At 57.9% G+C, this 24,516-nt stretch carries 20 protein-coding genes; 7 read left to right on the top strand and 13 right to left on the bottom strand.

Annotated features, from left to right (window positions below):
• The first annotated feature begins 11 nt into the window (after positions 1 to 11).
• Positions 12 to 1,211, top strand: a complete 1,200-nt coding sequence (locus ACQZ45_RS17155) for a divergent polysaccharide deacetylase family protein (protein WP_003516469.1) — start codon at positions 12 to 14, stop codon at positions 1,209 to 1,211.
• Positions 1,212 to 1,269: 58 nt separating this feature from the next.
• Positions 1,270 to 1,782: an RNA pyrophosphohydrolase gene (locus ACQZ45_RS17150; protein WP_029658814.1), complete on the top strand. Its 513-nt coding sequence runs from the start codon at positions 1,270 to 1,272 to the stop codon at positions 1,780 to 1,782.
• Positions 1,783 to 1,830: 48 nt separating this feature from the next.
• On the opposite strand, the gene bfr is transcribed toward ACQZ45_RS17150, so the two are convergent.
• The 4 genes from bfr to ACQZ45_RS17130 all read right to left on the bottom strand — a co-directional run bounded on the left by bfr (position 1,831) and on the right by ACQZ45_RS17130 (position 4,887).
• Complete coding sequence (bfr, locus tag ACQZ45_RS17145) at positions 1,831 to 2,316, bottom strand: bacterioferritin (RefSeq protein WP_003516472.1); 486 nt, start codon at positions 2,314 to 2,316, stop codon at positions 1,831 to 1,833.
• The gene (locus tag ACQZ45_RS17140) at positions 2,282 to 2,593 is read right to left on the bottom strand and encodes a (2Fe-2S)-binding protein (protein WP_013636971.1); all 312 of its coding nucleotides are present in this window, start codon (positions 2,591 to 2,593) and stop codon (positions 2,282 to 2,284) included. Before ACQZ45_RS17140 ends, bfr begins: the two co-directional genes overlap by 35 nt.
• Before the next feature lie 262 nt (positions 2,594 to 2,855).
• A complete protein-coding gene (gene phbB, locus ACQZ45_RS17135; protein ID WP_003516474.1) occupies positions 2,856 to 3,581 on the bottom strand; it encodes an acetoacetyl-CoA reductase in 726 nt (241 codons plus the stop codon).
• A 127-nt stretch (positions 3,582 to 3,708) separates the two neighbouring features.
• Complete coding sequence (locus ACQZ45_RS17130) at positions 3,709 to 4,887, bottom strand: acetyl-CoA C-acetyltransferase (protein ID WP_003516475.1); 1,179 nt, start codon at positions 4,885 to 4,887, stop codon at positions 3,709 to 3,711.
• Between the two features lie 241 nt (positions 4,888 to 5,128).
• Between ACQZ45_RS17130 and phaR the strand changes: the two genes are divergently transcribed.
• Positions 5,129 to 5,704, top strand: coding sequence for a polyhydroxyalkanoate synthesis repressor PhaR (phaR, locus tag ACQZ45_RS17125; RefSeq protein ID WP_003516476.1), 576 nt, complete (start codon positions 5,129 to 5,131; stop codon positions 5,702 to 5,704).
• 51 nt (positions 5,705 to 5,755) lie between these two features.
• Here the strand turns inward: phaR and ACQZ45_RS17120 are convergent, their stop codons facing one another.
• The gene (locus tag ACQZ45_RS17120) at positions 5,756 to 7,132 is read right to left on the bottom strand and encodes an MFS transporter (RefSeq protein WP_113291831.1); all 1,377 of its coding nucleotides are present in this window, start codon (positions 7,130 to 7,132) and stop codon (positions 5,756 to 5,758) included.
• Between the two features lie 106 nt (positions 7,133 to 7,238).
• Entirely contained in the window at positions 7,239 to 11,999 is a 4,761-nt protein-coding gene (locus tag ACQZ45_RS17115) for an NAD-glutamate dehydrogenase (RefSeq protein WP_113291832.1), read from the bottom strand.
• Between the two features lie 541 nt (positions 12,000 to 12,540).
• Between ACQZ45_RS17115 and ACQZ45_RS17110 the strand changes: the two genes are divergently transcribed.
• The gene (locus ACQZ45_RS17110) at positions 12,541 to 13,110 is read left to right on the top strand and encodes a CarD family transcriptional regulator (protein WP_003492641.1); all 570 of its coding nucleotides are present in this window, start codon (positions 12,541 to 12,543) and stop codon (positions 13,108 to 13,110) included.
• A 63-nt stretch (positions 13,111 to 13,173) separates the two neighbouring features.
• Here ACQZ45_RS17110 and ACQZ45_RS17105 read toward each other — a convergent pair whose 3' ends face one another.
• Positions 13,174 to 13,677, bottom strand: a complete 504-nt coding sequence (locus ACQZ45_RS17105) for a L,D-transpeptidase family protein (RefSeq protein WP_038492519.1) — start codon at positions 13,675 to 13,677, stop codon at positions 13,174 to 13,176.
• Between the two features lie 286 nt (positions 13,678 to 13,963).
• Between ACQZ45_RS17105 and ACQZ45_RS17100 the strand changes: the two genes are divergently transcribed.
• Together ACQZ45_RS17100 and ACQZ45_RS17095 are read left to right on the top strand one after the other, a co-directional pair.
• On the top strand, positions 13,964 to 14,647 hold the full coding sequence (locus tag ACQZ45_RS17100; RefSeq protein WP_113291833.1) for a response regulator transcription factor: 684 nt from the start codon (positions 13,964 to 13,966) through the stop codon (positions 14,645 to 14,647).
• Between the two features lie 117 nt (positions 14,648 to 14,764).
• Positions 14,765 to 15,220, top strand: coding sequence for a cyclic nucleotide-binding domain-containing protein (locus ACQZ45_RS17095; protein ID WP_003516486.1), 456 nt, complete (start codon positions 14,765 to 14,767; stop codon positions 15,218 to 15,220).
• Between the two features lie 18 nt (positions 15,221 to 15,238).
• On the opposite strand, the gene ACQZ45_RS17090 is transcribed toward ACQZ45_RS17095, so the two are convergent.
• The 6 genes from ACQZ45_RS17090 to tesB form a co-directional block, all read right to left on the bottom strand.
• Positions 15,239 to 16,042: an exodeoxyribonuclease III gene (locus tag ACQZ45_RS17090; RefSeq protein WP_013636964.1), complete on the bottom strand. Its 804-nt coding sequence runs from the start codon at positions 16,040 to 16,042 to the stop codon at positions 15,239 to 15,241.
• Between the two features lie 164 nt (positions 16,043 to 16,206).
• Positions 16,207 to 16,881 carry an outer membrane lipoprotein carrier protein LolA gene (locus ACQZ45_RS17085; RefSeq protein WP_013636963.1) on the bottom strand — a complete coding sequence of 225 codons (675 nt, stop codon included), beginning with the start codon at positions 16,879 to 16,881 and terminating at the stop codon, positions 16,207 to 16,209.
• A 155-nt stretch (positions 16,882 to 17,036) separates the two neighbouring features.
• Positions 17,037 to 19,712 (bottom strand): DNA translocase FtsK, encoded by a 2,676-nt coding sequence (locus ACQZ45_RS17080; RefSeq protein ID WP_019565992.1) that lies wholly within the window; start codon positions 19,710 to 19,712, stop codon positions 17,037 to 17,039.
• A gap of 217 nt (positions 19,713 to 19,929) precedes the next feature.
• On the bottom strand, positions 19,930 to 21,279 hold the full coding sequence (locus ACQZ45_RS17075) for an ammonium transporter (RefSeq protein ID WP_003516494.1): 1,350 nt from the start codon (positions 21,277 to 21,279) through the stop codon (positions 19,930 to 19,932).
• Between the two features lie 28 nt (positions 21,280 to 21,307).
• Positions 21,308 to 21,658, bottom strand: coding sequence for a P-II family nitrogen regulator (locus tag ACQZ45_RS17070; RefSeq protein ID WP_019565993.1), 351 nt, complete (start codon positions 21,656 to 21,658; stop codon positions 21,308 to 21,310).
• 211 nt (positions 21,659 to 21,869) lie between these two features.
• On the bottom strand, positions 21,870 to 22,754 hold the full coding sequence (gene tesB, locus ACQZ45_RS17065; RefSeq protein WP_003516499.1) for an acyl-CoA thioesterase II: 885 nt from the start codon (positions 22,752 to 22,754) through the stop codon (positions 21,870 to 21,872).
• Between tesB and ACQZ45_RS17060 the strand changes: the two genes are divergently transcribed.
• Positions 22,703 to 24,055 carry a ubiquinone biosynthesis hydroxylase gene (locus ACQZ45_RS17060; protein WP_410118127.1) on the top strand — a complete coding sequence of 451 codons (1,353 nt, stop codon included), beginning with the start codon at positions 22,703 to 22,705 and terminating at the stop codon, positions 24,053 to 24,055. The two genes, tesB and ACQZ45_RS17060, sit on opposite strands and share 52 nt — an antisense overlap.
• The last annotated feature ends 461 nt before the right edge of the window (positions 24,056 to 24,516 follow it).

The raw sequence follows: 24,516 nt of genomic DNA, 5'->3' as shown, positions 1-24,516 counted from the left end.
CGGATCGTTCATTGCCTTCTGACCTGCGAAAACCGCTTCTGGGTCGACAGAAAAAAAGCGCCGGTATCAACCGGCGCTTTTCCGTCATTATGGTTCTGTCCGCGCTTGCAGTTCTGACGATCGGCGGGCTTTCCGTCTATACGGCCCTGTCGCCCGGCAATCTGCAGAAGACGGCTTCCGGGCCGGACACCCAGCCCCAGCTCCGCGAAGATGCTCCGAAAACGGCAGCAGCCGATGTGGCGGATCCCAACGATACGGCTGGTCTGAAGCCGGAAAGCGGCCGCTCCGGCGCCAATATAAATCGGGCGACGATGCCGGATGGCAATGTGGTATCGGTCTATTCTCCTCGCCCCCGTGACAGCGACGGACCGGTGCTGATGAGCGGCCAGACCTACGGTCAGGATCCGCGCATGGCCACGCGGCCCAATGATGCATTGCTGGAAGAAACCGCATTCGGCAGATTGCCGGTCGTCGGTGCCGATGGTTTGCGGCCGATGGAGCAATATGCCCGGCCATGGTCCGGCGCACGCGGCACCCGGGTGGCGATCGTGGTCGGTGGTCTCGGCCTCAGCCAGACGGGTTCGCAAAAGGCGATCCGGGAACTGCCGCCGGAGGTGACGCTCGGTTTTGCTGCAAGCGGTAACAGCCTGCAGCGCTGGATGCAGGAAGCACGCCGTGAGGGGCATGAAATCCTTCTCCAGATACCGCTGGAGCCCTTCGGGTATCCCGGCACCAATCCCGGCCCGGACACGCTACTGGCGGGCGATCCCGCGAAGGTCAATATCGACCGGCTGCATCGCTCCATGGCGAAAATTACCAATTATACTGGCATCATGAATTATCTCGGCGGGCGTTTCCTTTCCGAGCAGGCGGCGCTGGAGCCGGTCATGCGCGATATCGGCAAGCGCGGGCTGCTTTTTCTGGACGATGCCTCTTCGGCGCAGTCGCTGAGCGGCGGGATTGCCAAAGCCATTTCCGCGCCGCAGGGCTTTGCCGATGTTCTGCTTGACGGTGAGGTCACCGAAGCCACTATCCTGCGCAAGCTGGACGAATTGGAGCGGATCGCGCGACGTAACGGTCAGGCGATCGGCGTTGCCTCGGCTTTTGACGAAAGCATCGCTGCAATCTCGAAGTGGTCGCGGGAGGCGGGCGGTCGCGGTATTGAGATCGTTGGTGTTTCTGCGCTTGTTTCGCAGCAGGCGGGGCAGTAAACCTTCTGCGCGGCCATTCCTTAGCGCCTTTTCGGCGCGCAGACAGTGCGGGTTTCCAATGACAATCAAAGCAGAAGATTTGCCTTACCGTCCCTGTGCGGGGATTATGGTTCTGAACGCCGAAGGCCTTGTCTGGGCCGGCCGGCGCATCAGTGAAGGCAATTCGGAATATGACGGTTCACCGCAATTGTGGCAGATGCCGCAGGGCGGCATCGATGACGGTGAACGGCCTTTGACGGCCGCCATTCGCGAACTTTACGAAGAGACGGGGATGAAAACGGTGACGTTGCTGGCGGAAGCGAGCGACTGGATCCATTATGATCTGCCGCCCGAACTTATCGGCATCGGCCTGAGAGGCAAGTATCGCGGGCAGGCGCAACGCTGGTTTGCCTTCCGTTTTGATGGCGACGAAAGCGAAATCCAGATCGACCCACCTCCAACAGGGCATACGGCTGAATTCGACGCCTGGGACTGGAAGCCGATGGAAAGCCTGCCGGAGCTCATCGTGCCCTTCAAGCGCGCGGTCTACGAGAAAGTGGTTGCGGAATTCCGGCACCTTGCCGGCAAGTAATAAAAAAGGCGGCCACTGGCCGCCTTTTCTTTGGTCGATTGCGAGAGCTTATTCTGCTTCGTTGGCGGAATCGGCGTTGAGTTGGCCGTATTTTTCCGCACCGATCTTGCCGAGCAGTTCGAGCTGGGTCTCAAGGAAGTCGATGTGACCTTCCTCGTCGATCAGCAGTGCTTCGAACAGCTTCATCGAGACATAGTCTCCGGCCTCGGAACAGATGTCGCGCGATTTCTTGTAGGACGTCCGTGCGTCATATTCGCCCGCCAGATCGGCTTCGAGCACTTCCTTGACGTTCTGACCGATGCGCAGGGGAGCCAGGGTCTGGAGGTTGGGATGACCTTCCAGGAAAATGATACGATCGATGATCTTGTCGGCGTGCTGCATCTCTTCGATGGATTCCGCACGCTCCTTCTTTGCAAGCTTGGTGTAGCCCCAGTCATTCAGAAGTCGGTAGTGAAGCCAATACTGGTTTACCGCACCGAGTTCTAGAAAAAGGGCTTCGTTAAGCCGCTCGATGACTCTTGTGTCGCCTTTCAATGTCCGCTCTCCTGTTCTCTTCATGGAATCGCTTCAAGCGGGACATAAAATCAAAAACATCTGCTTCCGTCGAGTGGCGACGGGCGTGATATTCTTCGGTTGTCTGTATGATCAGGTCGACGACAGTCGGAAAACAGCCGCAGCAGCGGCCACGTTTTTCCATGGCATGATACACTTTTGCCGGAACGATAAGCTGCCAACAGTCCTCATCGAGGAGCTCGTTAATGACGTCCCGGATATCGTGGTCGGTGATGTAATTGCAGCTGCAAACCAGCATGATCGACTGCCTGTATGACGCAACACGTTGTTTTCGTTCTTAAACCAAAACAGGACACCCACTGTCAAGAAAAACCTCCGAGGATATCCGAAAGCGAACTCTGGATTCATTCTAAACTATACGAAAACTGTCGTATTTTCATTAGTTTAGCAGTTCCTATATTGCGGTATTTTTCGATCAAGTTTTTGTGCGTGGCGATATTATCACGGCAGATATCACGAAAAGTTTACCTGCTTCCTTCCCGTTAGAAGGGGTGCCGATCTCAGGCGAAATATTGCCCGCCATTTGCGGTCATCGTGGAGCCGGTTATGAAACCAGCCTCGTCCGACACGAGAAACAGGACGCAGCGCGCGATCTCTTCCGGTTCGCCCAGGCGCCCGACCGGGATTTGCGGCACGATCCGCTCGGCCAGCACTTTCTCCGGTATAGCCCTCACCATCTCCGTGCCGATGTAACCGGGGCAGATGGCGTTGACGGTAATGTTGCGGCTTGCGCCTTCCTGGGCGAGCGCCTTGGTGAAGCCGATATCGCCAGCCTTTGAGGCGGAATAGTTGACCTGGCCTGCCTGGCCCTTCTGGCCATTGATGGAGGAAATATTGACGATGCGACCGAAGCCGCGGTCGCGCATACCCGACCAGACGGGATGCGTCATGTTGAAGACGCCGGTGAGGTTGGTGTCGATCACCTCGCGCCATTGCTGCGGTGTCATCTTGTGAAACATCGCATCGCGGGTGATGCCGGCATTGTTGACGAGAACCTCGACGGGGCCGAAGGCCTCTTCAACCTGGGCTATGCCTTTTACGCAGGCATCATAGTCTCGCACGTCCCATTGAAACGCGGGGATGCCGGTTTCTTTCTGGAAGGCCTCTGCCCTATCGGTCGTGAAGGCGTAATTGACGGCCACCTGGTAGCCGGCTGCCTGCAAGGCACGGGCTATTGCTGCGCCTATGCCGCTTGTCCCGCCCGAAATCAACGCAACCCGGCTCATATGGCCTCCATTTCCTGAACTGTTTTAGCCGTGCTCAACGGCCACAGAAATGCGGCCAATGGGAGACCGCTTCTACCCTATTGGCCGCTGAACCGGAATTGCTTTTTGGAAGGCCGCACGGCGGTTTTCAGAGCGCCTCGATGCACATGGCAACACCCATGCCGCCGCCGATGCAGAGCGTTGCGAGCCCCTTCGATACGTTGCGGCGGCGCATCTCGAAAATCAGCGTGTTCAGCACACGGGCGCCGGATGCGCCAATCGGATGGCCGATGGCAATCGCACCGCCATTGACGTTGACGATATCAGGATCAAGACCAAGCTCACGCACGACAGCGCAGGACTGGGCGGCAAAGGCTTCGTTGGCCTCAACGAGGCCGATATCGCCGATCGACCAGCCTGCCTTGGCCAGCGCCTTGCGTGAGGCGGGGATGGGGCCGGTTCCCATGATCTGCGGATCGACACCCGCCGTCGCCCAGGAGGCGATGCGCGCCAGCGGTTTGATACCGCGCTTTGCCGCTTCCTGCTCCGACATCAGAAGTGTGGCAGCCGCGCCATCATTGAGGCCGGAGGCGTTGCCGGCCGTTACCGTGCCCTCCTTGTCGAAGGCGGGGCGCAGCTTTGCCATGGTTTCCAGCGAAACACCGGTACGGATATGTTCGTCAGTATCGATGATAATATCTGCCTTGCGGCCCTTGACCGTGAAAGCCACGATCTCATCCGCAAAACGGCCGGCGCTCTGCGCAGCTTCGGCCTTGTTTTGCGATGCGACAGCGAACTGGTCCTGTTCATCACGGGAAAGCTGCCATTGCCGGGCGATGTTCTCGGCGGTTATGCCCATGTGGTAGCCGTAGAAGGCATCCGTCAGGCCGTCTTTCAGCATGGTGTCGATCATCTTGAAATCGCCCATCTTCACGCCACCGCGCAAATGGGCGCAATGGGGCGCCATGGACATGGATTCCTGCCCGCCGGCAATGATGATGGCCGCGTCGCCGGTAACGATCTGCTGCATGCCGAGTGCGACGGCGCGCAGGCCGGAACCGCATAGCTGATTGATGCCGAAGGCGGTTGCCTCCTGCGGAATGCCGGCTTTCATTGCCGCCTGCCGCGCCGGGTTCTGCCCTTCGCCTGCCGTCAACACCTGACCGAGGATGACCTCATCGATCTCATGGGCTGCGACACCGGCGCGCTCCAGGACGGCGTTGATGACGGTTGCCCCAAGCTCGTGGGCGGGCGTATTGGCAAAGCCACCATTGAAAGAACCGACGGCAGTGCGCGCAGCGCTGGCAATCACGATTGAAGGCGTCATCTGTTTCTCCTCACTTGCGGGCGGAGACTGGCAAAGCTTTGAATACAAGTCAAATGCCGAAAGTTGCTTTAAAAGATGTTGCTAAATCAAGCCGGAATCTTGCGGAAAATTGCTGCGCAAAAAACAAACTGTTGCGATGCACAAAACATTTGTCACGGGGCTTGTTTTGCGCATACACTTCGCGCGGGAAGAGCAATAACACCAAAAAACAAGAAAATACCATCATCGCGAGGAGGCGGGCATGGCAAAACACGACGGCGAAACAATCATTAAAAAATATGCCAACCGGCGGCTCTACAACACCGGAACCAGCACCTATGTGACGCTGGATGATCTGGCGCAGATGGTTAAACGCGGCGAGGACTTCAAGGTTCAGGACGCCAAATCATCCGAAGACATCACCCATGCGGTTCTGACGCAGATCATTGTTGAACAGGAAGCCAAAACCGGCAATACGCTTTTGCCAACGGCGTTTCTGCGGCAATTGATCTCCTATTACGGTGACCAGATGCAGATGGTCGTTCCGACATTTCTCGAACATTCGATGAAAACCTTCTCCGATCAGCAGAGCCAGATGCAGGAGCATATGGCCAAGGCGTTCGGTGACGGGTCGCTTGCGCGGAATTTCCAGGCTCCACTGCAAATGATGGAAGAGCAGATCCGCCGCAATACGGAACTGTTCCGGCAGGCAATGCAGGGGTTCACGCCTTTTGCAATGCCGCAGGCGCCCAAGGAAACGCGCAAGCCGAATGCATCCGAAATCGATGAGCTGAAGTCGCAGCTGCGCGCATTGCAGCAAAAACTCGATCAGCTCTGACGGAGGCTGGAGCATTTCGGGTGAGACCCCTCAAATGCTCTCTCCGGTTCTTTAGCTTGCCGCCCGTTCCGGGACGCGCAGCAACAGAACAAACCCCAACCCCAGAAACACGGTGAGGGTGGCCATGCCAATATGTGCGGAGCCACTGAGGTAGGTTGCTATTGAAAAGGACAGCGTCGCCATGAAGCTGGTGGCGCGGCCCGATAGCGCATAGATGCCGAAATAGCGTCCCGCCTCGGCAATGGTGATGTTGCGCGCCAGATAGGAACGCGACGAGGCCTGAACGGGACCGAAGGCGAGGCCAATCAATATGCCATAGAGCAGATAGGCCTTTTCCGCGCCGGTTGCGAAGATGCCGCCATTGTCCGCTGTCGGCAATTGGATCCAGCCAAACAGTGTCGAGGCCTTTTCTGTCGAGACGATGCCGACCGTCGCGATGAGCAGAAGAACCAGGCTGATAAGGATGGTGATCCGCGAGCCAAGTTTCTGATCGACGCGCCCGGCCGCAAAGCAGCCCACAATGGCGACGACGTTGAGCAGGATGCCGAAGAGGCCGATTTCCATCGTCGCCCAGCCGAACATTCCCGCCGCAAATACCCCACCCAGAATGAGCACGCCGTTGACGCCGTCCTGATAAAGCATACGTGCAATCAGGAACCGCAACAGGACGGGTCTGTCTCGAAGTTCGCGCAGGGTTGTCTTGAGCTCCGCAAGACCAGAGCGGATCGCCGCTCCGAAGGGTAGGCCCCTGTCCGCATCCGGGGTCAGCAGAAACATCGGCAGAATGAAGAGCAAATACCAGATTGCGGCTATTGGGCCGGTTATTCTGGCGTCCTCGCCGGTTGCGGGATCGAGACCGAAAAGCGGCTTGATACCGGCGATAGTCAGCCCTGTCTTTGGATTTGCGGCCAGAAGCGTCACCACGGCAATCAGCACCACCATGCCGCCGAGATAACCGAGGCCCCAGGCGAGATTGGAAATGCGTCCGACATTCTGCGGATTGGTCAGTCGCGGCATCATGGAATCGTTGAAGACGATCGAAAACTCCGCCGCGATGGATGCGAATATCATGCAGACGATGGGCAGAATGATCGGCGAATCCGGTGCTGCAAACCAGAGGAATAAAAGACTGACGATCTTGATAGCGGCAAAAAAGGCGATCCACGGTTTGCGCGCGCCGGACTGGTCGGCAATGGAGCCGAGGATGGGCGAGAAGAGGGCGATGATGATCGAGGAGACCGTCGCCATATTGCTCCATGTCGCCTGCGCCGAAATAGGATCATCGGTGAGGCGGGCGACAAAGTAGGGTCCGAAAACGAAGGTCGTAACGACCGTGAAAAAGGGCTGTGCCGCCCAATCGAACATGACCCAGCCCCAGATGCCGCGTTTGGCAACCACTGTTTCCGCATTTGGGGAGGGGACAGTCATTCATCGTCCTATCGGATATGGGGGATAAAATGCGTGATGCCGGCGCAAACGCTTCATTTATGGCCATCCGGGCCAGTCACTCGGATGGCGTTTGTCGAATGGTCGATCAGCGCGTCTGAACGATATCACCAAGCAGCCCCGCCGCAACTGTCAGGCGGGCGAGGTTGGTATCGCCGCTTTCGCTCAGTGCACCGAGTTCCGAGACGATGCGATTGACGCGCACGCGGTCGGCCGCATACCACGCCTGAACCGGGTCCTTTTCCTTCGCATACTCGGTGAGGGCCGAGATGACGATCCGGCGTCTCGACAAGGCGATCTGGTCCTGGCTGCGCAGAAGAGCCAGGCTCTCGTAGTGATCGGCCGGCGTGATGCGCTGGCTGGCATCCAGCAGCCGCGCGACACGGAAGGTCGAGGAGACCGTGGCGTAGCTTTCGGCGGCGCGGGCAAGCGTCGTGCCCGCATTTTCGGCGATACGCATGATCTCTGGCACATAGACCAGCAGGGAAAGCGTATCCAGCTCTTCCAGAAGGCCAGAGGGAACACCGTCGATTTCTGTGACGCCAAGCTCGCGGCGATATTTCGCCGCTGCCGGCGATAGCGTCTTGATGGCAGTTTTCAGGCGCTCGATTTCGGTTGCCATGTCGCTCGTTCCAGCGCCCACGCTCCCGGTTTGCAAATAGAGCCTGCTTGCATCGGAGTAGATGCGGGTGATCGTGGCATAAAGTCCGTTCTGGACTTCTCCGCCGATCTTTCCGTCAAGCGCGTCGACCTCGCTCCAAAGACGTTTGAGGCCGAAACCGTCCTCCACGATCACCGCTGCCTTGACGACATCCGCCGACAGGAGGCCGCTCGCATCGGCGAGTTTCTGCACGAAGCCAGGGCCGCCGCGGTTTACCACGGCATTGGCGAGCGCTGTCGCAACGATTTCGCGGTGCAGGCGATGCGCCTTGATATCGTCTGCATAGTTCTTCTGCATCTTGGCCGGGAAATAGTCTGCGAGCAGATGCTGGAGATAGGGTTCGTCGGGCAGCGGGCTTGCCACCAGAGCGTCGAACAGTGTCAGCTTGGCATATGAAAGCAGCACGCCGATTTCCGGCCGGGTCAGCGGCTTGCCGGTGGCATATCTTTCGCTGAGCTCGGCATTGCTCGGCAAGGTTTCGACCTTGCGGTTCAGTTGGCCGGTTGCCTCCAGCGCGCTCATCAGGCGGCCGAGTTCTTCCCGGTTTGCAAGCCCAAGCCGCTCCGTCAGCGAGATTGCCAGCGATTGCAGGTAGTTGTTGCGCAGCACCAGCTGCGCCACTTCCGGCGTCATGGAGGCAAGAAGCTGGTTGCGCTTCGGCATCGTCAGGCGACCGCTATTGACCGCGGAGGCGAGGGCGATCTTGATGTTGACCTCGACGTCGGAGGAATTCACGCCGGCCGAGTTGTCGATGGCGTCGGAATTGCAACGCCCACCCGCCAGCGCATAGGCGATACGGCCCTTCTGGGTAATGCCGAGATTGGCGCCTTCGCCGATGACCTTGGCGCGCAGCTCGGTGGCGTTGACGCGGATGGGGTCGTTCGCCCTGTCACCCACCTCGGCGTTGGTTTCCACCGCCGCCTTGATATAGGTGCCGATGCCGCCGAACCACAGAAGATCGGTTGGCGCCTTCAGAATGGCGGTCATGATCTCGAAGGGTGTAGCGACGGATTTGTCGATGCCGATGGCAGCGACGGCTTCCGGCGTCAGCGTCACCGATTTTTCGGAACGCGAGATGATCATTGCGCCTTTTGAGAGCGTTGAACGGTCGTAATCCTGCCAGCTTGAGCGTGGCAATTCGAAAAGCCGCTTGCGCTCAGCGAAGGATTTGTCGGTATCGGGGTCCGGATCGATGAAGATGTCGCGATGATCGAAGGCTGCGATCAGCCTGATCTTTTCCGACAGCAACATGCCGTTGCCGAAAACGTCGCCGGACATGTCGCCGACACCTGCCACTGTGAAGGGCGTGGTCTGGATGTCGGTGTCCATTTCGCGGAAATGACGCTTTACCGTTTCCCAGGCACCGCGCGCGGTGATGCCCATCTTCTTGTGGTCGTAACCGGCGGAACCACCCGATGCGAAGGCATCGTCCAGCCAGAAGCCGGCGGCGTGGGCGAGGCCGTTTGCCGTATCGGAGAATGTCGCGGTCCCCTTATCGGCGGCGACGACGAAATAGGGATCGTCACCATCAAGCCGCAACGTATCGGCCGGCGGTACGACGGCGTCGTCAACGATATTGTCGGTGATGGACAGAAGAGTGCGGATATAGGTCTTGTAGGCTTCACGGCCTGCATTGAAGACCTCGTCGCGGGAGCCGCCAACAGGCAGGTTCTTCGGGAAAAAGCCGCCCTTGGCGCCAACGGGAACGATCACCGCATTCTTGACCTGCTGCGCCTTGACGAGACCGAGCACTTCCGTGCGGTAATCCTGGCCGCGATCCGACCAGCGCAGACCGCCGCGCGCCACTTTGCCAAAGCGCAGATGCACGCCTTCTACTTCGGTTCCGTAGACGAAGATTTCGCGGAAGGGACGCGGATCGGGCAGGCCGTCCAGATGTTTGGGATCGAACTTGAACGCCAGCAGGTCACGCGGCGTGCCATCGGTGTTTTTCTGGAAGTAGTTGGTACGAAGCGTGGCGTCGATGGCGTTGACATAACGCCGCAAGGTGCGGTCTTCGTCGAGATTGGGAACACCGCTCAATGCCGCTTCGATCGTCTTGTGCATCTCTGCCAGTTTCTTCAGCCGCTTCTTCTCGTCGATGGACGGATCGAAGCCAGCCTTGAACAGCGCGAAAATATTCCGTGAAATGGCCGGATATTTAAAGAGCGTTTCGGAAATATGCTCCTGGGAATAAACGATTCCGGTCTGGCGCAGATAACGCGCATAGGCGCGCAGGACGGACACTTCGCGCACGGTTAGGCCGCAGGCGAGGATCAGCCGGTTGAAGTTGTCATTATCGACCTTGCCCGAGAAGGCAGCAAGGAATGCTTCTTCGAGTTTCTGTCCGTATTGCGGCAGATCCAGCGTCACGCCCTTGGCGACGGCGAGTTCCATATCATGCAGCACGATGTCGCGCTTTTCGCCGTCCGAGATTACACCGATGTCGAAGGTGCGCTCACTGATGACGTTGAAACCGAGGTTTTCCAGCAGCGGCACACGGCGCGACAGTGGCAGATGGCCATCCCTATGGAAGATCTTCAGCGACAGCGTCTCAGCTGACTGGCCTTCCTGCTGGTAAAATTCGATGCGGACCGGCTCACCCTTCACGGTGGCCAGAATATCCGCCATGTCGCCAATCGCCTCTTCCGGCGTGAAGGCTTCCTGATAGGCCTGATCCACCTCCAGCACCGGCGCACCAGGTTCGGAAAGGGCAACGAAATGGTCTATCCAGCGTGCTGCGATATCGCTGACGGCATCCTCCAGCTTGTCCTGCGCGATACGCGGCGTCTTGCCCTCCGTGCGGCCGACGATGAAATGGACGCGGGCGACAGCGCCTTCGGGGAAGGCCGGGTAATAGGCGGAAATATGCCCGTCATAGACCTTGCTAAGATAGTCGCCGATCTTCTCGCGCACATAGGAATTGTATTCCTCGCGCGGCACGAAGATGATGGCCGAGACGAAGCGGTCGAAACGGTCGATACGTGCGAGGACGCGCACGCGTGGGCGGTCGCTCAGTTCCATGATTTGCTCGATGAAGCGGATCAGAAGATCCGTTTCGATCTGGAAGAGATCGTCGCGCGGATAGGCTTCCAGCGTGTTCTGCAGAATGCGGCCGGAGTGGCTGTTCGGATCAAAACCGAAATGCCGCTCGACATCCGCAATTTTGGCACGTAGCAGCGGGATGTGCTTTACCGAACGCGTATAGGCGGTGGCGGTGAAAAGGCCGACGATGCGCAATTCACCGATGACATTGCCATCCTCGTCGAAGCGCTTGATGCCGATATAATCCATATAAGCGCGGCGATGCACGATGGACTTCACATTTGCCTTGGTGACGATGAGGAAGTCCGGACCGTCGAGGAAGGCGAGGATTTCAGGCGTCGTTGTCACGGCGTCCTTGCCAAGGCGCAGCACGCGCACATCCGGATCGCTCAGACTGCCGAGGCCGACGCCGTCACCTCGTTCGATTTTCGCGTTCTTTCCCGTTCCGGAATAGGTGTAATCGCGCATGCCGAGGAAGGTGAAATTGTCGTTGCGAAGCCAGTTGAGAAACTCGACGGCTTCCGCGCGCTCGGTCTTGCGCCGCGAGGAGCCGCGTTTTGACAATTCGTCTAGGGCTTCGTCGAGTTTCGACAGCATGGGCCGCCAGTCTCTGTAGGCGGACTGAACCTGCGCCAGCACGAAACGCAATCTTTCTTCCAGCGCCGTTGCGGCCTGCTGGGTCAGTGGGGCGATGTGCAGCTGGATGAGGCTGATATTCCCGGTGGGATCGTCATCAGGCTCCGCAAGGCGATAACCCGCCTGCGCCGTTGCATCCGGCACCAGAATGGGGTGGACCGCGAGATAGAGGCCGCGATAGCTGCTTGTGACCTCACCCATGACGGAATCGTAGAGGAAGGGCATATTGCGGCCGATAATCGTCAGAACCGTTACCGGAATATCTCGCGGGGTGACGCCCTCCACCTGGGCGATGCTGATATGGGGCGCGTCTCCAGTCCAGCGCGAAAGAGCCTCGAAACTGTGCGCCGCGCTTGCGGCCAGCATTTCGGCGGAATAATATTCTATGTCGTCGGCGCTTGCTCTTCCATAGAGTATACCCGGATCAAGAAATGGCGCGTTTTCGGCAATTGCCTGCTGTCGTGCTTTTTCGATCTGTTTTTCGCGTTTTGGATTATTTCTGTAGCCCATTTGATGTGGATTCCTCCAAAAATCACACTTTAACGTAAAAAAGCACCGTCAATTTGCGGATTTTGCCTTTTCATTCGAATCGGATATTGGCGTGTAATTACGAAGAGTTTAAGAGGCTTTCGTGTTTCTTCAGTTGGGAAGTGAAATTTTTTTGCTTCTTATACGGTAGGGAACGGTTACGAAGCATTTGACAGTATTCCGGTAGCCCATTTATAGGTGGTTCTTTGGCCGCCATGTGATGTTGCGGCCACGGTCGAAGCAAATTATTGATTTGTGCCTATTTTTGTGGTACACCAACGATACTGATCCACAGCGTGGCATTTGTGTGCCCAAAAACACCACGAAAGCAACACCTCTTTTGCACGCGGTTTCCGTGACATATCGAGCGTTTACGTTATCGAAGCCCGCAATGCGGGAAGGTGTGTTTTTGCGTGCACGGCTGGACCAGTGCGGAGTCACCTGACGGTTCCCCCGTCTCATCAGGGCCTGACCGACCCAACCCCGGCGTTGCCGGGTATGTAACAGGGAGTTTTTAGAACGAATGACGACCCAGCAGAAGAAATCTCCAGCACATCACGGTTTCAAAACCGGTGAAGCGATTGTGTATCCCGCTCATGGTGTCGGTACCATTTCTGCCATCGAGGAACAAGAAGTTGCCGGCATGAAGCTTGAGCTTTTTGTCATCGATTTCGAAAAAGACAAGATGCGTCTTAAAGTTCCCGTCGCTAAAGCCGTGAGCATCGGCATGCGCAAGCTTTCCGAAGGCGATTTTGTCGAGCGGGCGCTGAAAGTGGTGCAGGGCAAGGCGCGTGTGAAGCGTACCATGTGGTCGCGCCGCGCCCAGGAATATGATGCGAAAATCAATTCCGGCGATCTTATCGCGATTGCTGAAGTTGTGCGCGATCTTTACCGTGCGGAAAACCAGCCGGAGCAGTCCTATTCCGAGCGTCAGCTTTATGAAGCTGCTCTTGATCGCATGGCGCGCGAAATTGCTGCTGTCAACAAGATGTCTGAAACCGAGGCTGTTCGCCTGGTGGAAGTCAACCTTGCCAAGGGTCCGAAGCGCGGCAAGGCCGTCGAAGAGGACGATTCTCAGGAAGAAGCCGCGTAATCACCGGCTTTCTCCTTTTTTAAAAAAAACCCGCCAAAGATGGCGGGTTTTTTTGTGCCTGATCTACACGATGCGAATTTTCGTACCCTTGCGCATATAAGGCAGAATGCGCCTCATGTCGCGGGGATGGAGAGCGACGCAGCCGGCGGTCGGCTCATATCCCGGGCGGATCATATGCATGAAGATTGCCGAACCGCGGTTCCGACTTCTCGACGTGATGTTCCAATCGAGCACGAGGCAAACGTCATAAAGGCCGTCCTTTCGCATCATCTCCTCGTGGCTCAGTGCGAAAGGGGACTTGACCAACCTGTTGTAACTGGCGCTGCGTGGCTCGTCGCACCAAAGCATGGATTGCTGCGTCCGTTGCATCGGCAATGTCGTGGCGATGGCGGGGTTACGGTCGCCGCGATAAAATCCGTGCAGCAGGCGCGTGACGGAAATCGGTGACTTTCCATCTCCCTCGCGTTTGAGCACGGTACGGCCGTTGCGCCCGATCGCTGCGGGAAAGGTGAGATGCCCGAGCTGAACGATGGCCCGGCTTATTTTCAAAGGCGCCGGCCGAACCATGAGCGTCGATGCGCGTTTATGTTGCTTTACGGGCTGTCTGCTCATGTTTTTCACGAGATTTTGCTTTGCAGGTTATCTAACGTGAAGTCATAGCACTTCGTAATATCATGGCAATGGGTTGACCTTTTATCGGCAAACCGCTGAATTGGCTGACAATTAGAGCGCCGTGCCTTATTTCGGAGGCACAATGGATGCTCTAACTCTTTTAAACTACGCATTGCGCTTTCCGAAAATCAACGGCGATTTTTGGGCCGATGCGCTAAAGTAAGAAAGGCTGAGAATCCGAATGACGGCTCGCACTATCCTTTTGGTGGACGACGACGACGATCTTCGGGAGACGCTGACTGAGCAACTATCTCCCTATGAGGAATTCTCGCTTCTGAGCGGCGCAAACGCTGCGCAGGCGATGCAGACCGCAAAGACTGCCCAGGTCGATCTTCTGATCATGGATGTCGGTCTTCCTGACATGGATGGCCGAGAGGCGGTGAAGCTGCTGCGCAAGGGTGGCTTCAAGGCACCGATCATCATGCTGACCGGCCACGATACCGATTCCGACACTATTCTCGGTCTCGAAGCGGGCGCCAATGATTATGTGACGAAGCCATTCCGCTTCGCCGTCCTTCTGGCCCGCATCCGGGCGCAGCTGCGTCAATACGAGCAGAGCGAAGATGCGGTTTTCACCGTTGGCCCCTATCAGTTCAAACCCAGCCAGAAGCTGCTGACAACTGAAGACGGCAAAAAAATCCGGCTGACGGAAAAGGAAGCGGCGATCATCCGTTATCTGTACCGCGCCGGGAACGCCGTCGTCACCCGCGACGTCTTGCTGGAAGAGGTCTGGGGTTACAATTCCGGAGTGACGACGCATACGCTCGAAACGCATGTGTATCGTCTGCGCCAGAAGATCGAGCGAGACCCCTCCAATGCCGAAATTCTGGTGACAGAGAACGGCGGATACAAGATCGTTCCCTGAACGAGCTCCCTTTCTGCGTCCGAGAGGACGCAGGATATTCTAACATCTTGTATTTTGAAGGCCGATATCCGAAAACCGCTATAGTGGTGCAGGCGGTTTTCTGGAGTAGCAATCGACATGGCCTTGACGGATGACATCATGCTTCTGGGGCAAGTGCCGTTGTTTGCGGGCTTCAGCGACGATCAGTTGCGGCTGATCGCCTTCGGCGCGGAACGCCGCCGCGTGGCGGCGGGTCAGACTTTGTTCCGGGAACATTCCCCGGCCGAGTGCGCCTTTGCGGTGACGTCAGGCCATTTCGAGCTATTTACGGCCGGGCGGGATGGCAAACCCGCGTTGCAGGCGACACCGGGCAAGGGGGCGCTTCTTTCGGAGCTGGCGCTTTTCACGCTCTGCGAGAGGAAATTCACCGCCATTGCCGCGGAGGATTCCGAGGTCATCCGGATAACGCGCATTCTTTTTCACCGGCTGGTGGAGGAGTTTCCCGAGGTTGCCGATATCGTGTCGGCACGCATTCGCGATAATATCGCCGCACTCGCTGCGGGCGCGGCCCGTTTGCAGAACCGCTTCTCCTGATTTTAAAGAGCCAGCGCTTCAGAAACGGAAATGGGCCGTAACTGGAACGTGGTCGGATGGCCGGTTCCAACCGCGTGCTTCGCGCAAGATATCGATCTTTTCAAGCGAGGGGCCGAGATCCTGCGACGACCAGATATGGTCGAGACGGCGGCCACGGTCTGCGGCTTCCCAATCCTTGGCGCGGTAGCTCCACCAGGTATAAATCTTTTCACTATCAGGCACGTTCAGCCGCATCAGGTCGAGCCAGTTGCCCTTCTTCATGATATCGAGCATGCCGTCGGTTTCCACCGGCGTATGGCTGACGATCTTCAGCAGTTGCTTGTGCGACCAGACGTCATTTTCAAGCGGCGCGATGTTGAGATCGCCCACGAGAATGGACGAGGTGCCGGGCACGCCGTCGGCGCGAAGCGCCTTCATCTCTTCGATGAAATCCAGCTTGTGGCCGAATTTCGGGTTTATCGACCGGTCGGGTTCGTCACCGCCAGCCGGAACATAAAAATTATGCAGCCGTATGCGGCGCGATCCAACCTGAAAAATCGCCGAAATGTGTCGTGCATCGCCTATACCGCAATAGTCCTGACGGTGATCTTCTGTCAGCGGAATTTTCGAAGCGATCGCCACACCGTGATAGCCCTTCTGGCCATGGATGATGACGTGCTCGTAACCGAGCGCCTTCAGCGGCTTCATCGGAAACTCGCCATTCGGGCATTTCGTTTCCTGCAGGCAGAGAATGTCGGGTTTGTAACGCACCAGAAACTGCTCCACGATCGGCATTCTGAGCCTGACCGAGTTGATGTTCCAGGTGGTTATCGAAAACGACATGCATGTGCTCCGCTTCTATAGCCTCGAAGCCGATTGTTTCGAGGCATGTTTCCGGGGCGCAGGCTTATAACATCGCGATGAAAACGGGAATGCATTTTAGCGGCAAAATAAAAAAGGCGACCGCAGGGCCGCCTTTTGAACTGTCGCCGTGGACCGCCCGGCCTTTAGCCGCGTTTGCGGACTTCTTCGTAGTTGATGTTGAAAACGCGTTCGTCGAGGTTAACGCCCGTCTGCACGTTGAAGATCATGACAGTCGTGTCCTTGTTCTGGGCATCGGTCGTCGTCCATTGCCTCAGATCGAAGGTTTTCGGGTCAAACATCAGGGTAATGGTGGAATCGCCGAACACGCTCTTGTCACCCAGTACGATGGTGGTCAGGTCCGACTCTTCCTTCACGTTCCGGACCTTCTGGTTGCTCAGATCGATCTTGTCGGACAAAAGCAGGCTGAGCGGGGTCTTTGACAGTGGATACAAATCCCATGTCTTCAGCTTCATGTTGCCGATGACGACATTCTTGCCGTCGGAGATGACCCGCATGGGCGAGGGGTCTTCATAATTGAATCGAAGCTTGCCGGGCCGTTCGATGTAAAATTTGCCGCCGGTCTGTTCACCGCGCGGGCCAAACTGGACAAACTCTCCCATCATGGTTTTGACCGACGAGAAGTGATTGGCAATTTTCTGCGCGGTCGCGCTGTTACCGGCAGCCTGAGCAAATGCGTTGAGCGGCGACAGGCCGGCCATGACCGCAGCCATGGAAAACGCCGTCAGCACGCCACGTCGCGTCACGCCGTTCTCTGGTGTGTTTGCGGTGGCAATCTCGCCGGTAGTGAGGTCGTTCATTCTGTTCTCCTTCATCGCAGCGATTTTCCGCATAAAGGCGGCGGCTTCATGACGTTGAAAGCGTGTATTAACGCTTCTTCGCCCCGCTTGGTTGCCGTCTTCGCCTCACGCATGTCGTTATCCCGAAACCACGACAGCCTTTTGGGCGACGTGCATTACCGCTCGATGATGTCTGCTTCCGTTGGTACGAGTATTTCGCGTTTTCCGGCATGATTGGCGGGGCCGATAATGCCTTCCTGCTCCATGCGTTCGATCAGCGAGGCGGCGCGGTTGTAGCCGATGCCGAGACGTCGCTGGACGTAGGAAGTGGAGGCCTTGCCGTCCCTCAGCACGACAGCCACGGCCTGATCATAGGGGTCTTCCGAATCGGAGAAATTGCCGGCGCCGGCCGGGCCGCCGCCATTGCCTTCCTCATCGTCTTCCTCGGTGATCGCTTCCAGATATTCCGGCGTGCCTTGCGTCTTGAGATAGGCGACGATCTCTTCCACTTCATTGTCGGAAACGAAGGGACCGTGCACGCGCTGGATGCGGCCGCCACCGGCCATATAGAGCATGTCACCCATGCCGAGCAGCTGTTCTGCGCCCTGTTCGCCCAGAATGGTGCGGCTGTCGATCTTAGACGTTACCTGGAAGGAGATGCGGGTCGGGAAGTTCGCCTTGATGGTGCCGGTGATGACGTCGACGGACGGACGCTGGGTTGCCATGATGACATGGATACCGGCGGCACGCGCCATCTGAGCGAGGCGCTGTACGGCACCTTCGATGTCTTTGCCTGCCACCATCATAAGATCCGCCATTTCGTCGATAATGACGACGATATAGGGCAGGGGCTTCAGGTCGAATTCTTCCGTCTCGTACATTGCCTCGCCGGTCTGGCGGTCGAAGCCGGTCTGCACCGTGCGGGTGAGGATTTCGCCCTTGTCGATCGCCTGCTGCACACGGCTGTTGAAGCCATCGATGTTGCGCACACCGATCTTCGACATCTTCTTGTAGCGCTCCTCCATCTCGCGCACCGTCCACTTCAGCGCCACGACGGCTTTTTTCGGATCGGTAACGACGGGGGAGAGCAGATGCGGAATACCGTCATAGATCGATAGTTCGAGCATTTTCGGGTCGATCATGATCAGGCGGCATTGCTCCGGCGACATGCGGTAAAGCAGCGACAGGATCATGGTGTTGATGGCGACCGACTTGCCCGAACCCGTGGTACCGGCAACGAGAAGATGCGGCATTTTGGCAAGATCGGCGATGACGGGTTCGCCGCCGATGGTCTTGCCGAGCGCCATGGCGAGCTTGGCCTTGCTGTTTTCAAAGTCGCGGCTGCCGACCAGTTCACGCAGGAACACGGTTTCACGCGTCTGGTTCGGAAGCTCGATGCCAATGGCGTTGCGGCCAGGCACGACTGCAACGCGCGCGGCGATCGCGCTCATGGAGCGGGCGATGTCATCGGCAAGGCCAATGACGCGCGAGGATTTGATGCCGGGTGCTGGTTCCAGTTCGTAGAGCGTGACGACCGGGCCGGGGCGGACGTGAATGATTTCACCCTTGACGCCGAAATCCTCGAGAACCCCTTCCAGAAGGCGGGCATTCTGCTCCAGCACTTCCTCGTTCAGCGTATGGTCGCGAACGACGTTCTTGGGTTCCGCCAGAAGATGCACGGTGGGCAGCTGGAAACCGTCTGCGGCAATAAAGGAGGCCTGCGCTTCCCTTGCCACGCGCTCGCTGGGCTTCGGGCGTGCGGAAGGGGCGGTTATTCTGGGTTGGCCGCGCCCAGGTGCCTGTCTAGCCACGAACTTCGGGTCGTTCTCGTCCAGGCTGTGGTCGTCCGAGAGAATGCCGTTGGGCAATCGCCGACCGTCTGCGTCCAACGACGGTTCGTCGTCCCCGTCCGCATCGTGATCGGGCGCGATGGAGGGAGGCGACATCTGGCGACGGGATGCGGCGCGTTCTTCGAAAGACGGTTCCGCGCGCTGGTCGAGGCGGTTGATCGCCGTCTTGAGGCGGGAGGGTTCGTTCAGCGTGCCGAATTCATATTCGTTGAAATCGTAAGGGTGTTCGAATTCACCGTGCAGGGACTTCGACTTCAGGCCGAACAGGCGGCGAAGGCGGGCCTGCGAGATGTACCAGTAATGTGCGATTGCGCCGAAGGCGAGAATATTGGCGAAGAAGCCTTCGCCCTCGTCATCGTCTTCTTCCTCGACCTGACGGGTGGCACGGGCCTTGTTTGCGACCGGCGCGCGTTCTTCCTGTTCCAGGTCATCTTCCGGGCGTCCCACGAGACCGGCGGCAAACAGCATCATCAAGGCGGCGGGAGCAGCGAATATAGCGCCCAGCACCGTCGCAATCGTGCCGGTGGGGTAAGCGCCGATGAAGAGAGCTGGGAAGCGCAGGATCATATCGCCGATGACGCCACCGATGCCGTTCGGCAGCGGCCATGTCACGGGCGCGGGAAAACAGCCGAGCGAGGCGGCGCAGACGATGGCGCCGGCGATCCAGGCGACGAGGCGGGCGGGTATCCGGTTGAACTTGCGACCGGCGATCAGGGCGATCGCCCAGGCAATCACCGGCAAAAGCGCGATGATTGCGGAAAGGCCGAGGAACTGCATCACGATATCGGCGAAGATTGCGCCGCCGTAACCGAGAAGATTGGTGGGTTGGTTGCCTGTTGCATAGGACAGGCTCGGGTCCGCCACGTTCCATGTGGCAAGAGCGGTAATCCCCAGCGCAATCGTGGCAAGCAAGGCAAAACCGGCAAGAGCCATGACCTGCCGCACGAAAAACGCCGTCAGCACGAAACGCGTGTGACGACCGTCGAATGTCGGAGAATTCATTCTGCCCATGTCCCTGAACCCGTAGTTTTTGTGGTTTCGGCAAGATCCGGCAGTTGACCAGATCCCGGATTGACAGGGAAAACTAACAGCTTCCTGGTTAATGTCGTGTTAACCATGCGGTTTTTTAAAAGCCGCTTCCGGATTTGCGGCAAAGAAAAGGCCCGCCGAAGCGGGCCTTCTTTTGGGAGAGGGGATGGAGAACCCCTTTTCCCGGATATCAGGAGTGGTAGGCGGCTTCGCCGTGGGTCGCAAGGTCGAGACCTTCGCGTTCCGCTTCGACCGGAACCCGCAGACCAACGATCACGTCGACGATCTTGTAGAGGATTGCCGAGACGACTGCGCACCATACGATGGTGATGGCGACGGCAACGAACTGCGTCCAGAGCTGCGAGGAGATAGAGAAGTCCGCCTTACCCGTGCCGCCAAGCAGCGGAGACGTGAAGATGCCGGTGCCGAGGGCGCCGATGATGCCGCCGATGCCGTGGACACCGAAGACATCAGCTGTGTCGTCGTAGCCGAACTTGTTCTTCACAACCGAGACGAAGAAGTAGCAGATCGGCGAGACGATGAGGCCGAGAACGATAGCGCCCATGGGTCCGACGGAACCGGCCGCAGGCGTTACGGCGACGAGGCCGGCGATCATGCCCGAAGCTGCGCCCAGCATGGAAGCCTTGCCGCGGGTGAAGCTTTCAACCAGCGACCAGGAAACGATGGCTGCTGCAGTGGCGAGGAAGGTGTTCATGGTTGCAAGAACCGCACCGCCAGATGCTTCGAGGTTGGAGCCGGCGTTGAAGCCGAACCAGCCGAACCACAGCATGGCTGCGCCAACCAGCGTCAGCGTCATGGAGTGCGGGGCCATCATGTCCTTGCCGAAGCCGGTACGCTTGCCAACCATGATCGCGCCGATCAAGCCAGCGATACCGGCATTGATGTGGACGACGGTGCCGCCGGCGAAGTCGAGAGCGCCCATGCCGAAGATCAGGCCGTTCGCGTCCCAGACCATGTGAGCGATCGGGAAGTAGACGAAGGTGGCCCACAGGATGGTGAACAGGATGACTGCCGAGAACTTCACGCGTTCCGCGAATGCACCGATGATCAGCGCGGGCGTGATGGCCGCAAAGGTCATCTGGAAGGCGATGAAGGTGTATTCGTAGATCACGACGCCCTGGGAGAAGGTTGCCGAGGTGCTGTCAAGCGAAACGCCGGACAGGAACAGCTTGCCGAAACCGCCGAAATACGGGCCGGTGCCGCCGCCGAAGGCGAAGGAGTAACCGTAGATTACCCATACGAGCATCATGACCGCGCCGATGACCGTGCACTGCATGAGAACGGAGAGCATGTTCTTGGTGCGCACGAGGCCGCCATAAAACAGGGCCAGACCCGGAATGATCATGAAAAGCACGAGGATCGTCGCGACATACATGAATGCGGTATCGGCTTTTTCCGGAACGGGGGCCGCCGCTGCTACTGCCGGCGCGGCATCCTGCGCAAAGGCGATTGCCGGGGCCATCAGGGCTGCCACACCGGCACCCAGTTTGCCGAGCGTTGAAAACTTGTTGAGTTGCATAGCTAGAAAACTCCCTGTCAGCCGTGCTTCAAAGCGCTTCTGTGTTGGTTTCGCCGGTACGGATGCGCACGGCCTGTTCGATAGAGTAGACGAAGATCTTGCCGTCACCGATCTGCCCGGTTTTTGCAGCCGACGCGATTGCCTCGACAGCCTTGTCGACGACGTCTGATGCAACCGCGATCTCGATCTTCAGTTTGGGAAGAAAGCTCACCGCATATTCCGTGCCGCGATAAATCTCGGTATGTCCCTTCTGGCGTCCGTAACCCTTTACCTCGGTCACGGTCAGGCCTTGGATGCCGACGCCGGTGAGCGCTTCGCGCACTTCATCCAGCTTGAACGGCTTGATAATGGCCATCACAATTTTCATCTGGTTTCCCATCCTTTGTTTGTCCTCGGCACGGAGCCGACTCTCCTCGCGCTGGCAGATCAGTAACAGCGACTACGGACATACATTCAAGGGGCGTGCCAGTTTTGATGCGGCCTCTAAGTTATTGAAATATAGAAATTATATGACAGGCGTCTGAAAAACGGGCATTGGGTGGCGCAATTTTCGTCTATTAAATGTGCGATTTTTTAAAAAAGCGCATTATTTAAGCATTTGCCCTTTTGCGGATCAAACCTTCCTGTGCGACGGAGGCGATCAGTTCACCCTGTCTGGTGAAAATATTGCCACGGGTCAAACCGCGTGCTCCCGAGGCGCTGGGGCTGTCCTGCGTGTAGAGCAGCCAGTCGTCCAGCCGGCAGGGACGGTGGAACCACATGGCGTGATCGAGGCTCGCCACCTGAATGGCCGGATCAAAGATCGTCGTTCCGTGGGCATAGAGCGACGTGTCGAGCAACGTCATATCCGAGAGATAAGCGAGAATGGCTGACTGGAAACGTGGATCGTCCGGCACATCGCCGACAGCGCGAACCCAGATATCCTGCTGCGGTTCCAGCTTTTCCTTCGAAATATAGTGGGTCAGCGAAACCGGCCGGATCTCTATCGGGCGCTTGTTGCTCCAGTATTTTCGGATCGAAGCGGGTGCGTTGGCGAGGAAGGCCGCCTGCATCTCATCTTCACTCATCAGCCTTTCGGGCGGCGTCACATCCGGCATTCTTATCTGATGATCGAAGCCGTCCTCGACGATCTGGAACGACGCCGACATGGAGAAGATCGCCTTGCCATGCTGGATGGCGACCACGCGCCGGGTGCAGAAGCTTGCACCGTCGCGAATGCGTTCCACCTGGTAGAGGATGGGCACCAGCGGGTCGCCGGGGCGCATGAAATAGGAATGCAGTGAATGAACGAAACGGTCGTCATCCACGGTTCGTTGAGCTGCGATCAATGCCTGCGCGATGACCTGGCCGCCGAAAACGCGCTGCCAGCCGATTTGCGGGCTTTCACCCCGAAACAGGTTTTCTTCCAGCTTCTCGAGATCGAGTGTGGAGATCAGATTGGCCATCGGATCTGACGTTTGCGAGGGATGCGACATTTTTTCGGCCTGCTCCGGCTGTAGGAAGACGTCACATGGTCTATAGTGCGCCGATGATGCGTGCACAAGATTTGAGGAGAAGCGCGATGCTGGACGTGGTGGTGGCAGGCGGCGGTTATGTCGGCCTTTCCGTTGCTGTCGCAATTAAGCAGGCAGCCGGACATCTTAATGTGCAGGTGGTTGAAGCCGCTCCCGAGGATGTCTGGAAGAAGGACGTCCGCGCCTCCGCCATTATCGCGGCGGCCACGCGTATGCTCGACGTTTTCGGCATATGGAACGAGATCGAGCCGGAGGCCCAGCCGATCCACAAGATGATCGTCACCGATTCGAAGACCGCCGATCCGGTTCGCCCGGTGTTTTTGACATTTGACGGCGCGGTGGAGGAGGGCAGGCCCTTCGCTCATATGGTCCCGAATGTCGCGATGGTGGGTGCGCTGCGAGGCCTGTGTGAGCGCCTCGGCGTCGAAATCCGCCATGGTCTCAGTGTTTCCGGCTTTTCCGCCGGCCCGCAATCGACGGCTATTTCACTTTCCGACGGCTCGTCGCTTGAGGCGCGACTGCTCATAGCCTGCGATGGGGTCCGCTCGGCTTTGCGGGATATGGCAGGAATAAAAACCGTGCACTGGAATTACGATCAGTCCGGGATCGTCACCACCGTTGAACACGAGCGGCCGCATGAGGGCTGCGCGGAGGAACATTTTCTGCCGTCGGGGCCTTTCGCCGTGCTTCCCTTGAAAGGGAACCGCTCCTCGCTTGTCTGGACCGAACGTACGGCCGATGCCGACAGGCTGGTTGCTGCCGACGATCTGGTGTTCGAGGAGGAACTTGAACGCCGGTTCGGCCACAAGCTCGGTCCGGTCTGTCCCGTCGGTCCCCGTCGCGCCTTTCCACTGGGCTTGACGTTGGCGCGTTCCTTCGTCGCGCCACGTTTTGCACTTGCCGGCGATGCGGCGCATGGAATTCACCCGATTTCCGGTCAGGGCCTCAATCTCGGCTTCAAGGATGTTGCGGCACTGGCCGAAACCGTGGTCGAGGCCGACCGTCTCGGCATTGATATCGGCTCTCTCAACGTTCTCGACCGTTACCAGTCCTGGCGGCGTTTCGACACGTTGCGGATGGGCGTGACGACGGATGTGCTGAACCGGCTTTTCTCCAATGATGTCGGTCCCATTCGCGTCATGCGTGATTTCGGTCTGGGTGTGGTCGATCGTTTGCCGGGTCTGAAATCCTATTTCATCGGTCAGGCTGCCGGCACGACAGATGCGGGCGCGCCGCGCCTGCTTGCCGGCGAGGCGCTCTGATACTGCCGTTCCTGCCTGTGCCGGAGCGGCTTTCCAGCGATTGCCGCTTGACAGTCGATTCCGGTGTTTTCCGCCGGAAGCCGGTGCCGCAAAGCTGAATCCGGACAAGGACTTACCCGGATTCACAATCTGGTATAGGGCAGGCATCTGCCAACCAGATGTTGCGGAGAACAAAAGCTGAATCCATTGGAGTCAGCGATTCGTATTCGATTCGTTCGCAGACTGTTCCGTATCCGAATCAATTCCGGTTTCGCCGGATTCTTTTTAATATTTCAAGTATCTGAATCAAAAAGGAAAATTCCGGCGGGGAAGGACCTGTTACCACTTTGCGGACAAGGCCTATTGCCTTTGTCGGCGGGCGTTGCCATGTGTGTTGCGTGTGCGGCCCGTATCAGTGAATGGCGGGCGGTACAGCAAGCAGATGAAGTCGATTCACGGATAGTACGTTGAATTTTCGCCCC

The sequence above is a fragment of the Agrobacterium sp. 16-2014-1-2a genome (assembly GCF_053522705.1).
The sequence above is the reverse complement of the archived record's forward strand: the minus strand, read 5'-3'. Positions and strand labels throughout refer to the sequence as shown.

What these genes read in the sequence shown, in the direction of transcription:
- ACQZ45_RS17150 (WP_029658814.1), top strand. Translation starts at nt 1,270, where the DNA reads ATGACAATCAAAGCAGAAGATTTGCCTTACCGTCCCTGTGCGGGGATT.
- ACQZ45_RS17140 (WP_013636971.1), bottom strand. Translation starts at nt 2,593, where the DNA reads ATGCTGGTTTGCAGCTGCAATTACATCACCGACCACGATATCCGGGAC.
- phbB (WP_003516474.1), bottom strand. Translation starts at nt 3,581, where the DNA reads ATGAGCCGGGTTGCGTTGATTTCGGGCGGGACAAGCGGCATAGGCGCA.
- ACQZ45_RS17130 (WP_003516475.1), bottom strand. Translation starts at nt 4,887, where the DNA reads ATGACGCCTTCAATCGTGATTGCCAGCGCTGCGCGCACTGCCGTCGGT.
- phaR (WP_003516476.1), top strand. Translation starts at nt 5,129, where the DNA reads ATGGCAAAACACGACGGCGAAACAATCATTAAAAAATATGCCAACCGG.
- ACQZ45_RS17120 (WP_113291831.1), bottom strand. Translation starts at nt 7,132, where the DNA reads ATGACTGTCCCCTCCCCAAATGCGGAAACAGTGGTTGCCAAACGCGGC.
- ACQZ45_RS17115 (WP_113291832.1), bottom strand. Translation starts at nt 11,999, where the DNA reads ATGGGCTACAGAAATAATCCAAAACGCGAAAAACAGATCGAAAAAGCA.
- ACQZ45_RS17110 (WP_003492641.1), top strand. Translation starts at nt 12,541, where the DNA reads ATGACGACCCAGCAGAAGAAATCTCCAGCACATCACGGTTTCAAAACC.
- ACQZ45_RS17105 (WP_038492519.1), bottom strand. Translation starts at nt 13,677, where the DNA reads ATGGTTCGGCCGGCGCCTTTGAAAATAAGCCGGGCCATCGTTCAGCTC.
- ACQZ45_RS17100 (WP_113291833.1), top strand. Translation starts at nt 13,964, where the DNA reads ATGACGGCTCGCACTATCCTTTTGGTGGACGACGACGACGATCTTCGG.
- ACQZ45_RS17095 (WP_003516486.1), top strand. Translation starts at nt 14,765, where the DNA reads ATGGCCTTGACGGATGACATCATGCTTCTGGGGCAAGTGCCGTTGTTT.
- ACQZ45_RS17090 (WP_013636964.1), bottom strand. Translation starts at nt 16,042, where the DNA reads ATGTCGTTTTCGATAACCACCTGGAACATCAACTCGGTCAGGCTCAGA.
- ACQZ45_RS17085 (WP_013636963.1), bottom strand. Translation starts at nt 16,881, where the DNA reads ATGAACGACCTCACTACCGGCGAGATTGCCACCGCAAACACACCAGAG.
- ACQZ45_RS17080 (WP_019565992.1), bottom strand. Translation starts at nt 19,712, where the DNA reads ATGAATTCTCCGACATTCGACGGTCGTCACACGCGTTTCGTGCTGACG.
- ACQZ45_RS17075 (WP_003516494.1), bottom strand. Translation starts at nt 21,279, where the DNA reads ATGCAACTCAACAAGTTTTCAACGCTCGGCAAACTGGGTGCCGGTGTG.
- ACQZ45_RS17070 (WP_019565993.1), bottom strand. Translation starts at nt 21,658, where the DNA reads ATGGGAAACCAGATGAAAATTGTGATGGCCATTATCAAGCCGTTCAAG.
- tesB (WP_003516499.1), bottom strand. Translation starts at nt 22,754, where the DNA reads ATGTCGCATCCCTCGCAAACGTCAGATCCGATGGCCAATCTGATCTCC.